Annotated in this window: 13 protein-coding genes and 1 other annotated feature; of the genes, 7 read left to right on the top strand and 6 right to left on the bottom strand. The window is 38.2% G+C overall.

The window, feature by feature from the left end; translation table 11 throughout:
- Nucleotides 1-270 precede the first annotated feature (270 nt).
- Entirely contained in the window at nt 271-1680 is a 1410-nt protein-coding gene (locus tag CD33_RS09215) for a GGDEF domain-containing protein (RefSeq protein WP_036200271.1), read from the top strand.
- Nucleotides 1681-1806: 126 nt separating this feature from the next.
- Here CD33_RS09215 and CD33_RS09220 read toward each other — a convergent pair whose 3' ends face one another.
- The gene (locus CD33_RS09220; protein ID WP_036200272.1) at nt 1807-2421 is read right to left on the bottom strand and encodes a PH domain-containing protein; all 615 of its coding nucleotides are present in this window, start codon (nt 2419-2421) and stop codon (nt 1807-1809) included.
- 235 nt (nt 2422-2656) lie between these two features.
- Between CD33_RS09220 and CD33_RS09225 the strand changes: the two genes are divergently transcribed.
- Entirely contained in the window at nt 2657-3445 is a 789-nt protein-coding gene (locus CD33_RS09225) for an HAD family hydrolase (protein WP_036200273.1), read from the top strand.
- Between the two features lie 212 nt (nt 3446-3657).
- Here the strand turns inward: CD33_RS09225 and serA are convergent, their stop codons facing one another.
- Nucleotides 3658-5277, bottom strand: a complete 1620-nt coding sequence (serA, locus tag CD33_RS09230; RefSeq protein WP_036200274.1) for a phosphoglycerate dehydrogenase — start codon at nt 5275-5277, stop codon at nt 3658-3660.
- Between the two features lie 145 nt (nt 5278-5422).
- Nucleotides 5423-5662, bottom strand: a binding site (T-box leader).
- A gap of 388 nt (nt 5663-6050) precedes the next feature.
- Here serA and CD33_RS09235 point away from each other — a divergent pair.
- Both CD33_RS09235 and CD33_RS09240 read left to right on the top strand, forming a co-directional pair.
- On the top strand, nt 6051-7697 hold the full coding sequence (locus tag CD33_RS09235) for an FAD-binding dehydrogenase (RefSeq protein ID WP_036200276.1): 1647 nt from the start codon (nt 6051-6053) through the stop codon (nt 7695-7697).
- 69 nt (nt 7698-7766) lie between these two features.
- A complete protein-coding gene (locus tag CD33_RS09240; protein ID WP_036200278.1) occupies nt 7767-8549 on the top strand; it encodes an enoyl-CoA hydratase in 783 nt (260 codons plus the stop codon).
- 38 nt (nt 8550-8587) lie between these two features.
- Here CD33_RS09240 and CD33_RS09245 read toward each other — a convergent pair whose 3' ends face one another.
- Entirely contained in the window at nt 8588-8773 is a 186-nt protein-coding gene (locus tag CD33_RS09245) for a YhzD family protein (protein ID WP_036200283.1), read from the bottom strand.
- Between the two features lie 221 nt (nt 8774-8994).
- Between CD33_RS09245 and yhaM the strand changes: the two genes are divergently transcribed.
- On the top strand, nt 8995-9933 hold the full coding sequence (gene yhaM / locus CD33_RS09250) for a 3'-5' exoribonuclease YhaM (protein ID WP_036200285.1): 939 nt from the start codon (nt 8995-8997) through the stop codon (nt 9931-9933).
- A 139-nt stretch (nt 9934-10072) separates the two neighbouring features.
- Here the strand turns inward: yhaM and CD33_RS09255 are convergent, their stop codons facing one another.
- Entirely contained in the window at nt 10073-10648 is a 576-nt protein-coding gene (locus tag CD33_RS09255) for an SCO family protein (RefSeq protein WP_036200287.1), read from the bottom strand.
- 159 nt (nt 10649-10807) lie between these two features.
- Here CD33_RS09255 and CD33_RS09260 point away from each other — a divergent pair, with 159 nt between their 5' ends.
- Nucleotides 10808-11149 (top strand): zinc ribbon domain-containing protein YjdM, encoded by a 342-nt coding sequence (locus CD33_RS09260; protein WP_036200289.1) that lies wholly within the window; start codon nt 10808-10810, stop codon nt 11147-11149.
- 40 nt (nt 11150-11189) lie between these two features.
- On the opposite strand, the gene CD33_RS09265 is transcribed toward CD33_RS09260, so the two are convergent.
- The gene (locus CD33_RS09265) at nt 11190-12083 is read right to left on the bottom strand and encodes a peptidylprolyl isomerase (protein WP_036200291.1); all 894 of its coding nucleotides are present in this window, start codon (nt 12081-12083) and stop codon (nt 11190-11192) included.
- Nucleotides 12084-12223: 140 nt separating this feature from the next.
- Between CD33_RS09265 and CD33_RS19840 the strand changes: the two genes are divergently transcribed.
- On the top strand, nt 12224-12322 hold the full coding sequence (locus tag CD33_RS19840) for a YjcZ family sporulation protein (protein ID WP_036200292.1): 99 nt from the start codon (nt 12224-12226) through the stop codon (nt 12320-12322).
- A gap of 213 nt (nt 12323-12535) precedes the next feature.
- Here CD33_RS19840 and CD33_RS09275 read toward each other — a convergent pair whose 3' ends face one another.
- Nucleotides 12536-12721 (bottom strand): hypothetical protein, encoded by a 186-nt coding sequence (locus CD33_RS09275; protein WP_036200294.1) that lies wholly within the window; start codon nt 12719-12721, stop codon nt 12536-12538.
- Between the last annotated feature and the right edge of the window lie 28 nt (nt 12722-12749).

The following is a 12749-nucleotide window of genomic DNA, read 5'->3' on the forward strand; positions in this document are numbered from 1 at the left end:
AACGGCAAGATAGAGAGAGAGTTATAGGGAGTGATAATACACTACTCTCTTTTAAAATGACAAAAATAAGTCTATGTATGCAAAAAAAAGGGGATTAAATGACTTTGTTATTTTATTTATATAGTTAAAATGATATAGTAGAAAGAAGACAGAAAATTCCCTTTTGTGCGATTATTTTATTGTGTCAATTGTAAATAAGTAAAAAATCATGTATAAATGAAATATGATAGATATGAGAAAAGTAGTGGGGATTGGTTAGGGAGTGATGAGTTGCAAGAACTAGAAGAACTGAAGATTACGATGGATGCCCTAGTAAGAGAGGGGCGGTTTGATGAATTTTTTAGTTTATTTGATCCAACAGCAAGTCTCGCATTACAAGAAAAAAATTATAGCTTATTGATAGACTTGAATTTAAATAGAAGTAAAATATATTACAATATAGGGGATATTCAATCCTGTATTGCAGATTTGAAAAAGTTAACCGAGTGGATTGATGATTATGGAACGGACGGTCAGAGAATTTCCTATCTAAATACGTACGCAAGCGTTTGTGGGGAACTCGGAAACCAGGAGAAAAATCTGGAATATTTAAATAAAGCAAAATCATTGGCCATCGCAGTAAATGATATTTATTCTGTATGCAAAATTTATAATAACTTGGGTGTTTTTTATCTAGTTGAAAAGCAGCCGGAAAACGCCGTGGAAGTTCTTCTGGAAGCTTTGCGATTATCGAAGCAGCTTGACCACGAGCAAGAAGATGAATTAGTGGTTTATATTAGATTGAACCTATCGAAGGGCTATACGGATCTGGGAGAATTTCAGAAAGCTGAAGAGCTTTTTGATTTTTTATTTTCCCATATGGAAGGTAAGCAGATGATAAAAACATCAATTTATGCACTGCAATATAAAGGATTCTGGTTTAAAGCCCAAAAGCGATATGAAGAAGCAAATGATATTTTGCTCAAAGCGAAGGATTTTGCTTCCAGGAATAATGATTTAATATTATTGGAGGAAATCAACAAGCTTCTTGTGGAAGTAAGCACGGAGTTGGGTGATAAAGACCGATTGATTGCGATTCAAAAAGACTATATCGATATCCTGCTCAAGATTAAAGAAATCAATTTAAATCAAAACATCATCCAAATCGAAATGACTCAAAATGAAAAACAGTATGAATCCATCTCGACCAAGGATCCTTTAACGTCTTGCTATAATCGCCGGTACTTTGAGAAAACTATTGAAAAATGGTTGAAGGACGCTGAAACAACTGCCCAATTAATCGGCTTTTTTATATTGGACGTGGACTATTTCAAACAAATAAATGATCAATATGGGCACCTCGTGGGAGATGACGTTCTAAAGTTTATATCAAATTTAGCGAAAGAATTTTTATCATCTTACGACAGCATTTTTGCCAGATATGGCGGGGATGAATTTGTAGGGATGGTAAAAGTGTCATCGAGAAATGAATTGATGGATCTGATTGATCATCTTTATGGTAAAATCTCAAATACAATATTTGAAACCGATGAAGAAAACATCGCCATTCAAATCAGTTTTGGGGTAAGTACAAATAGCAATGGTATGGTTACCGAATATAAGGAAATTTTTAAACTAGCGGATGATGCGCTTTACGAATCGAAACGCAACGGACGAAACCGGTATACTATGAATAGTTAACGAATGAATAGCAAAATGCTATTCTTTTTTCTTTTAATAGTCAAGAAAACTGTGGAAAAAAGAAGCTTAATAGAGAAATGTAAACCCGTACTTGCAAAATGTGGAGTACGGGTTATTAAGAATAATCTAATTACGAATAAATAGCTCAAACACATCGCTGTAATCCTCTTTTGAATAGTTGCGGCTGCTTTCATTTAACCAATGATTTGTAAACTCGACAATGGACTTAAATGACTCTCCAGGGGAAGATGGACCATGGTTGGATGATGATAGACTTCTTGTTGCATATTCCAGACTATCAAACATATAATTCCGGTGCTTTTCATTTTCACGCATGATCCTTTCCATGGTAACTAAGCATTTGTATAAATCTTTTGCTTTCACTGAATAGTTTTTATGAATATCAATATTAAAAGCGGTTTCACCAACAGTAAATTTAATTTCAATATCCAGATCGATTGTTCCGGCAGTTTCAAAGGAGACATGGCGTAACGAATTGTATTTATAGTCATAGCGTTTTAGGGTGCGTTTTTTGCTTATGGCAGAATCTCCGTCGACATGAATTAATGCCAAATTTGTGAAACAATATTCATCAGTTTTTGTTTTAATAAGAAAATAAATGTGTTCTCCTTTTTCATATAATAAGTAATCATCACATTCTGTTGTATCATATTCGTATGATTCAATTACTTTCCCAATATCCGATAGTCCTAGAGCGTCAGATGCAAACTTTTTAATCATCTTCTCTCTCCCTTTTCTTGTAGCAAATTGGTGTTTAAAGGAACATATGCTATTACTATAGCTTGTATAACTATTAGTGGATGGGCTAATGGTAGCGTGGAACAAACAGGTAAATTGAATTCGAGACCTGTTAGAAATTGACCTGCCTAACAATTCTGAAAATATGGTAAAATAAAATGAGAGTGCAGTTTTAGACAATCGTTAGCAAATAAATCTTATTATTAGGAGATAGGTCATGTCAGTAAATACAATTATTTTTGATTTGGATGATACTTTATTGTGGGATAAGCAAAGCATTAAAACGGCGTTCGAAAAAACCTGTGCATATGCACATGAAAAATGTGGTGTCGATCCTGCTAAACTGGAAGAAGCAGTAAGATTGGAAGCTCGTAAATTATATGAATCGTATGAAACATATGATTACACGGTCCTGATAGGAATTAACCCTTTCGAGGGACTTTGGGGCACTTTTGATGATTCAACCGATTCATTTCAAAAAATGAAAGAAATTATTCCGACATATCGCAAGGAAGCTTGGACAAAGGGCTTAATGGTTCTAGGAATCGAGGAACCAACACTTGGGGCCGAACTAGGAGAGCGCTTTGTGGAGGAACGAAAGAAATCTCCTTTTGTATATGAAGATACATACGCTGTGCTGGATGCACTAAAGCACGATTATCAATTAGTATTACTGACAAATGGAGCACCTAGTCTGCAAAATCTGAAGCTTGAAATCACCCCGGAAATTCTCCCTTATTTCGACCATGTCATTATTTCAGGCGACTTTGGTAAAGGCAAACCGGATCCGGAATTATTCGAATTTATGATGGCCAAGGCTGGGATAACGGCAAAAGAAGGGATTATGGTCGGCGACAACTTAAATACAGATATTAAAGGATCTGCAAGTGTCGGCATGAGAAACGTATGGATAAACCGGGAGAGTAATGTAAATGATGGTGAAATAGAACCAACCTATGAAGTTACATCGTTAACAGAGTTTGTGGAGCTAATGAAGAGCCTATAATCAGAATGTTTCGGATAGATGGATGAAAATAATCAATTTTCTCCATCTGTTTTTATTGTCGCTTACTCCGACTTTGGTCTTGGGGTTACTTCTGGAAGTATTCTACCTGAATCTGAATATCTCTGTTTCTTATTTTTGTTTATGGTGGGCATTATATATCCTAAAATGGGATACCTCCCTGTAAACTAGAGAGGTATCCCGCATTTTATTTATTAGAGTGTAATTGCTTTTACTTCATCGATATTTTCAAGCTGCGCTACATAGTTTAAATCTTCGGCAGTTACATCGTTGTCGATTGTCAGCATCATAATAGCTGTGCCACCGACCTGGTCACGTCCTACTTGCATTGTTGCGATGTTAATATCCTTTTCTGCAAGCTTGGTAGCTACCCGGCCGATTGCACCAGGTTTGTCTGTGTTTTTAATATAAAGAAGGTGGCCTTGAGGTATTACGTCGACAACATAATTTTCAACCTTGACAATTCTTGCGCCTAAACCATTAAGCAATGTACCAGCCACGGTATGGACTTCGTTTTCAGTTTTCACCTCGACTGATATTAAATTTGTAAACCCTTTGGCAGTTGTAGTTTTATGTTCATTGATTTTAATGCCGATGCGTTCAGATAGGTAACGGGCATTTACATCATTTACATGGTCCCCATGGTTCTTTTGCAGCAAGCCTTTTAAATTGTTTGATGTTAAAGGACGGACATCATAGTTTGCTACTTCACCAGCATAAGAAATATTGATTTCCTTTATTGGCTCCGTCGTTACCTGTGATAGGAAATTCCCCAACTTCTCTGCTAGTTCAAAGAATGGCTCCACCTGTGCCAATAACTCTTTTGGAATGGATGGCATGTTCACGGGATTCGTCACTGTACCGGTTTTAAAGAATTTAATAATATCGTTTGAGACATCAACCGCAACAGATTCCTGTGCTTCAATTGTCGACGCACCCAAGTGTGGTGTAGCAATCACTTGAGGCAAAGTTAATAATTTGTGATTTGTCGCCGGTTCCTCTACGAAAACGTCAAGGGCAGCACCTGCTACTTTCCCTTCAACAATCGCATCATATAAATCATCTTCATCAATAATTCCACCGCGTGCACAGTTAATGATGCGCACGTCAGTTTTCATGATCGCGAATTTGTCTTTATTGATCAAGTTGCGTGTTTCAGGAAGGAGTGGGGTATGTACCGTAATAAAATCAGCAGCTTGAACAACCTCATCCACTGAACCTTTTGTGATGCCAAGTTCTTTTGCGCGTTCTTCCGTCAAGAAAGGATCATAGGCAATAACATTCATGCGTTGCCCTTTTGCACGGTAAGCCACTTCAGTTCCGATACGCCCGAATCCGAGGACACCTAAAGTTTTATTTTTTAGTTCAACCCCTACGTAAGTTTTTCGATCCCAAAGCCCATTTTTCAATGCATTATAGGCTTGTGGAATATGGCGGGCAAGTGACGTCATCATCGCAATTGTATGTTCTGCAGCAGAGTTGGTATTTCCATCCGGTGCATTCACAACAATGACGCCATGTTCTGTTGCAGCGGCCAAGTCGATGTTATCTACCCCAACACCTGCACGGCCTATCAATTTCAAACTTTTGGCAGCCGCAATAATTTCACGAGTAACTTTTGTTTGGCTGCGTACTAAAAGGACATGAACATCTTGAATTTTTTCTATCAATTGTTCAGGTGCAAGCCCCGTATCAATCACAACATTTAGATTTAAATCTGTTTCCTGTCGGAGAGGGAAAATCCCATCTTCGCTAAGTGGATCAGCAATAAATACATTAATTAAATTAGTGGCAGTTGCAGTTTTTGTTACCATTGATAATACGCTCCTTTAAAATTTATTTAACAAAATATTTCGAAAATTATGTTTGCACTTGATGCTTAACATCTTAAATCACAAAATATTGACTATTCTCTATGCCCTTTAAAAATATAAAAGCCCTCCACTCCTCACATATAATGTAAGGGGCGAAAGGCAAACTTATCATACTTACGCGGTACCACCCTTATTCGTTGCAAAACCTCTGGTTGTGCAACCTCTAAGCAAATGCGTAACGTGCATGACTCGGAAAGGCATACTCTTAATTTTCAGCCGATCTATTCTGGAGTGGAACCACAATCGCAGAAAACACTGATTTTCACCAACCATCAGCTCTCTAAAGATTTCAAACGAACGAGCATGTCTCCGTCATAATATTTTTCGTTGATTTAATTGTTAACATCATAATCCTTATTGTTCAGTTTTGTCAATATAATTTCTAGAAAAATTTAAAAAATTAGATGAAAAGGCTTTCAAAAATAACTATAATACGAACAATATATGATATTTTAGTTTTAATGTTCGTGTTACAGGGAGCGAGATTTAACAGAGGATAATCTTCATTTTCAGGATAATCACACTATATGTCAGAATATTATTGCGATTCAGGTCCCAATGTTAGTTGGAGAACTATTTGTTGATTTTATTCATTTAACGCAATAAAGCGAATAATTGCCTCCGTTGGAAAATAAAAATAGCCCGCTTTAAAGGGAATCAAAAGTCAATAAAGAACACTATTAAATAAGCTTAAAGCAAAAAGGGGTGGGTATGTGAAATATGATGTAATAATTATTGGAGCCGGACTTGCGGGCTTGACTGCGGCTTGTGAACTAATCGAGGCGGACAAAAAAGTATTGCTGGTTGACCAGGAGCCGGCAAATTCAATTGGGGGACAAGCTTTTTGGTCGTTTGGAGGACTATTCTTGGTCGATTCACCTGAGCAAAGACGACTTGGCATCAAGGACTCTAAAGAATTGGCTTGGCAAGATTGGATGGGGACTGCCGGTTTTGATCGACTAGAGGATGAAGATAAGTGGGGTTATCAATGGGCAAAGGCATACGTCGAATTTGCAGCTGAAGAAAAATATAACTGGTTGCAATCACTTGGCATTAAAATTTTCCCCGTTGTCGGATGGGCGGAAAGGGGAGGTGCGCTGGCAGGAGGTCATGGGAACTCAGTCCCGCGTTTTCATATTGTTTGGGGTACAGGCCCGGGAATAGTTGAACCATTTGCCAAAAAAGTGAAGCAAGCTTCCGAAGAAGGATTACTCGATTATAAACCTCGTCATAAAGTGGATGAACTACTTACTGCTAATGGTGCGGTGATTGGAATACAAGGCAAAATTCTCGAGGAAAGTGCAATCGAGCGTGGGCAAGAAAGTTCCAGAGTAGAAGTGGCGGATTTTGAGTTTTATGGTGATGCCGTCATAGTGGCGAGTGGAGGGATTGGAGCGAATCTGGAGCTTGTCCGCAAAAATTGGCCAAGCAGATTAGGGGTCCCGCCCGAAAATATGGTTACCGGGGTCCCTGCCTATGTCGATGGCCGTATGCTGGGAATTTCGGAAAAAGCCGGTGCATCGATAGTAAATCGAGACCGGATGTGGCACTACACTGAGGGGCTTAAAAATTGGAATCCGATATGGAATAATCACGGCATCAGAATATTGCCGGGACCATCTTCATTATGGTTCGACGCATTGGGAAATCGTTTTGCACCGCCCAATTTTCCAGGGTTCGATACGTTAAGCACTTTGGAGGCCATTATGAAAACCGGGTATGATTATTCCTGGTTCATTCTTACGGAAAAGATGATCGAGAAAGAATTCGCCCTTTCCGGTTCAGAACAAAATCCCGACCTTACAAATAAAAGTATACAAAAAGTACTTAAGCGTGTATTACCGGGTCCATCTGCACCAGTAAAAGCTTTTATGGAACATGGGGAAGACTTTATTCTAGCAGAAAGCCTAAAAGATTTAGTCGATGGCATGAATCGATTGGTGGGCAATGAGTTGCTGGATTTTATCAAGGTAAAGGACCAAATCCTGGCGAGGGATCGGGAATTGGATAATAAGTTTACAAAGGATTTGCAAGTAATGGCCATGAGAGGTGCCCGACAATATATAGGGGACAAATTGATCCGGGTAGCGAAGCCGCATAAAATACTTGATGCCAATAATGGCCGTCTAATTGCTGTAAGATTGAATATTTTATCGAGAAAGACATTGGGTGGATTACAGACTGACTTAAATGGACAAGTTCTAAATGAGCTCGGTGAACCGATTCAAGGCTTATTCGCTGCGGGTGAAGTAAGCGGGTTTGGTGGAGGAGGCATTCACGGCTACAGATCTTTGGAAGGGACTTTCGTCGGTGGATGTCTATTTACCGGAAGAATTGTTGGTAAATATTTAAGTAATTAAAGGGAAAAGGCAGCGAAAAATTGAATATATTTACTGAATGGTTATTCATTAAAACAAGGGGGCAAAAATATGGCTTATGAAACAATAAAAGTGGAGATTGCTGATCGTCGTGCAACTTTGTCATTTAACAGACCAACCGTTGCTAATTCGATGAATCTTTTAATGATGCAGGAACTTGCGGACTGCCTGGAGTTTTTAAAAGATAATCCTGAAGTTCAGATACTCGTTATTAAAGGGGAAGGGAATATCTTTTCAGCCGGCGGCGATATAAAGATGATGGTCACTTCAGGAGAACCAAAGGACTTCGAGAACATTATGAACTATATAACAAGAATGGTTCTAGCCCTTTATCAATTACCGATGATTACGATCGCACAAATCCGGGGTGCTGCTGCTGGTTTGGGCTTTAGTTTGGCGTTGGGATGCGATATTATCGTGGCCGAGGAAAACAGCAAACTTGCCATGAATTTCATAGGTATCGGGTTGATACCGGATGGTGCCGGCCATTTCTTTATGAGAGAACGGGTTGGTACACCTAAAGCAAAACAACTGATCTGGTCCGGCGATATAATGAGCCCTAAAGAAGCCCATCAATTGGGCCTTGTTGATTATCAGGTTGACGAAGGAGAAGGGGATAGTTTTGTCGATCAGCTAGTCGGGAAGTTCTTATCCTCCCCAATTTTGGCCATGCTCGAAACAAAGGAAATTCTTCATGGCGAAAAAATTGCTGAATTAACGAACGTTTTGAGAAGGGAAGCAAAAGGGCAAGTGAAGATGCGAAAAACCGAGGATCACTTGGAGGGAATCAAGGCATTTATTGAAAAAAGAGCACAGCAGTTCAAAGGGAAATAATCAGAGGCGCCTCGAGCTTTTCGGGGCGCCTTTCATCATTAAACGTGGAATAAAAACAATTTTCCAGTAGAGTTTACAAGACGATGGGTTTTATTCTCCACGCCTTTTTCCTCTACTTGTTTTTGTCCTTCTATCTTTGCTATTTCTTCACTTTCAAAAGTCCAAACTTCATCAAATAAAATTTCCCCTGTTTTCTCAAAAGCTGTGAAACGAAAATTCTCCATATCATCCCTACCCCTTTTTATAGAAGATATAGTACATTATACAAGAAATACGTGGATAATTCACTGGAATTTAGAGAAAGTGGATTCAGTGCTTTCAATTTTGATGTCTGATGTCTGAAGTAAATAGTTCTTATGAATTTCAATCGTAACAGCCGGGTTTGCATGTTACAATAGTAGTATCAGTCAAGAACTAGTATATATAACAAAGGAGTGTTTTCCATATGAAAGGAATCACACAACTCCAAGCGGGTGAACAAGTAAACCAATATTTATTAATCAAGCAAGCTACTAAAGGAGTTACAACCGTAGGAAAACCTTTCATGACACTCATCCTGCAAGATAAGAGTGGGGATATTGAGGCGAAGCTATGGGATACCGGCGAAGATCATGAAAAAATGTATCGTCCCGAAGTAATTGTCCAAGTAGGCGGCGAAATCCATGATTACCGAGGAAAAAACCAACTGCGGATTAAACAAATAAGAATTGCCAAACCAGAAGAGGGCATTCAAATCAATGACCTTCTTCCTTCTGCTGCCACGCCGAAAGAAGAGCTGTATGAAGAATTGACACAATTCTTTTTTGAAATTAAGAATCCAAGTATTTCCCGTATCACTAGATACATTCTCAAGAAGTATCAACAGGAAATCACCGTATTTCCGGCAGCTTCCAAGAATCACCATGATTACGCGTCCGGATTGATTGACCATGTTGTTTCCATGCTACGGCTTGGAAAGGCCATTTGTGATCTGTATCCTTCCTTGAACCGGGATTTGGTTTATGCAGGAATCATCCTGCATGATATTGGAAAAGTGAAGGAACTTACTGGTCCAATTGCGACCACTTACACGGTAGAAGGGAATTTATTGGGCCATATTTCCATTATGGTTGATGAAATTGGCCAAGCAGCCAAAGAGTTAAATATTGATGGTGAAGAAGTCGTCATTCTGAAACATATCGTCTTGTCCCATCACGGCAAAGAAGAGTGGGGCAGTCCGAAGAAGCCAATGATTCAGGAGGCTGAAATCCTCCACTATATCGATAATATTGATGCGAAAATGAATATGTTGACGAGAGCACTAGCAAAAACGAAACCTGGTGAGTTTACCGAAAGACTATTCCCGCTAGACAATCGTTCATTCTACAAACCAACATTTGAATAAGTAATTTTTCAAGGCACTCTTGGTAAGAGTGCCTTCTAAATTTAAGTCAGATCAGAAAGACTAACTCGTAATGCCGAATTCACAGGTTTATTCTGCCAAACAATACCTCTTGTCCAATTGCATGGTGTTACTAAACGCTCTATTGAATATTCTTCAAGTCGTTCACGATTTCCTCGGTAGGAACTTCGCTATAGCCATCATACGATTTTACAACCGTTCCTTTTTGATCGACAAGGAAATATTTGATATCGTGAGCCACATCCTCTGAGCCTCTAAGTTTTTTTACAACTGTATTGAATGATTGCAATGCGAATTGAGTCATTTCCGCTTGTTCATAGCCTGTTAGCAGCTCCCATTTTGATTGATCGTTGATTGGATAATAAGTTAAATAATTATTTAGGATGTCCGGGGTATCGTGGGAAGGGTCTACGGTAAATCCCACAATTTTATAATTTTTGATTCCTTCTTTTTCAATTGCGTTGTGTACATCCACCATATTGGAAGTCATGGGTGGGCATACTGTGTTGCATCGGGTATAAACAAACATTGCGAGCCAAGGAGTCCCTTCAAAGCTATTTAAGGATATTCGCTTGTTTCGATGATTTGTGTACTCGAAATCCTTTACCTTAAAATCATGCTCAGCCTCAAATTTTTCAGAAGAACATCCAGAGAGAAGCAATATAAAAGCTAAAATTGATATGTGGAATTTTCTCATCAAAACACACCTTCATTTTTAATAATTAGTTTGTGCAGAAACAAGAAATATTTTTCCTTTAAAATAGTTTTGCACCAAGATTTGAAGAAGTAATAGATGAAAGGAAGCATTTTCTATATACTTAAGGCTTGACCAAAGTAGAGAGTGAGGAGAAGAGATATGAGTTTGCCAAATTGTCCTAAATGTAATTCGCCATATACATACCAAGACGGAGAGTTATTCGTGTGTCCGGAATGCGCTCATGAGTGGAGTGTCGAAGAAGTGGAAGTACCGATTGAAGTGGAAGTATTGGTTGTAAAAGATGTTAATGGTCATCAATTGACCGATGGGGATACAGTATCGGTAATTAAAGATTTAAAAGTAAAGGGAAGTTCCTCTACTTTAAAAATGGGGACCAAGGTGAAAAATATCCGACTTGTTGATGGAGACCATAATATTGATTGTAAAATCGATGGGTTTGGCGCCATGAAATTAAAGTCGGAATTTGTTAAAAAAATCTAAGAAAAAAACGCGTAAACAATTGAGTTTACGCGTTTGCATTTTATTTCTCGGAAGCATCCGCCTTTTTATCGGAAGAATCAGCTTCTGTATTAGTTAAATAAGTGTCTAAAGCTTCTTTTAAATCTTCGTCTTTAATATCCACATCAGCTTCTTTTAGCAAGTCCGTAATTTTTGCAGTAAAGTCGCCTTTTTTGGCAGCAATCGCTTCTTTAATTTCTTCTTTTTTCTCTTCTAGAGTCCCGTAGTCCTTGACTTCACGCTTGTCCGTAACTTCGATAATGTGATAGCCGAATTGGGATTGTACTGGTTCACTAATTTCATTCAATTCAAGTGCGTAAGCAGCGTCATTGAATTCATCAACCATTGATCCAACTGTAAACCATCCGAGTTCACCGCCATTAGCTGCCGAACCATCAGAAGAGTATTCTTTTGCTAATTCTGCAAAATCTCCGCCGCCTTTTAATTTTTCAACTACAGTAAAGGCAGTTTCTTCATCAGCAACTAAGATATGGCGAGCATTCAACTCATATTTAGCTTGGTTATAATATTTTTCGATTTCTTCATCGGTTACTTCCACATCTTTAGTGGCTTTTTCTTGTAAAAGTTGGAAACGTACATTTTCTTTAAATGCTTCTTCTGTTAACCCGTTTTGTGCCAATACAGCTTCAAAAGATTCTCCATATTGTTCTTTTACCGATTTAAATTGTTCGTCAATTTCCTCATCAGTAACTTTGTAGTTATTTTCTAAAACTTGTTCAACAACAACCTGCTCCAGCAATGCTTTTCCAGCAAGTGATTTAATTTCTTCATAAAATTGGTCTTTTGTAATATCACCATAAGTAGAGGATACTACTACTTCGTCGCCAGAGTTACTACAAGCTGCTAAAGCGAAAACAGAAGTAGCTAGTGTTAGTGCTAAAAATGGTTTTTTCATGTGTTTATACTCTCCTAACTTGGATTGAAATCAATAGTAACTATATCATAAACGCCTCAAAAACAAAATGGTTGCATGTTCGTTTGCCTATGCACGGTCTGCATGCAAGCATAGTATAGTCTTTGAAAGGGGGTGTCGTAATGGGAAATAGCTATGGTGGCGGATATGGAAATGGTTTCGCTCTATTGGTTGTATTGTTCATCCTATTGATTATTGTAGGTGCAGCATACATTTACTAATAATTAGGAAACAATATTAGGAACGAAAGTGACAAGGAGCTAATGGCTTAGCCATTAGCTCTTTTTAGAGTGTAAAACATGATTATTTCCATAGTCTATCATGGGGACATTGCCATAGAATATGGCAATTATAACCCAGCCTTAAGATCATGATGTCCACAATCGTTGCACACCCGCGAGCCAAAAATTAAGTACATGCTATGAAACCTATTTTTACAATGCTACATAAACTTCAACATAAAATGAAATTAATAAAATAGTGACCAATATATTTATCGTTCGAAATATTTTTTCGTGTTTTTCTTCTGGGATATCTTTTTGCGTAACCAATGCATAAGTCATCCGATTAATTTGGAATAAATAAAATACCGAGAATAGCACTACAATTAGAAGTAGCAAATCTATTCCTCCCCTCTTTCACTTCCTT

Origin of the sequence: Ureibacillus sinduriensis BLB-1 = JCM 15800 (assembly GCF_000772955.1) — a bacterium.
GTDB lineage: Bacteria > Bacillota > Bacilli > Bacillales_A > Planococcaceae > Ureibacillus > Ureibacillus sinduriensis.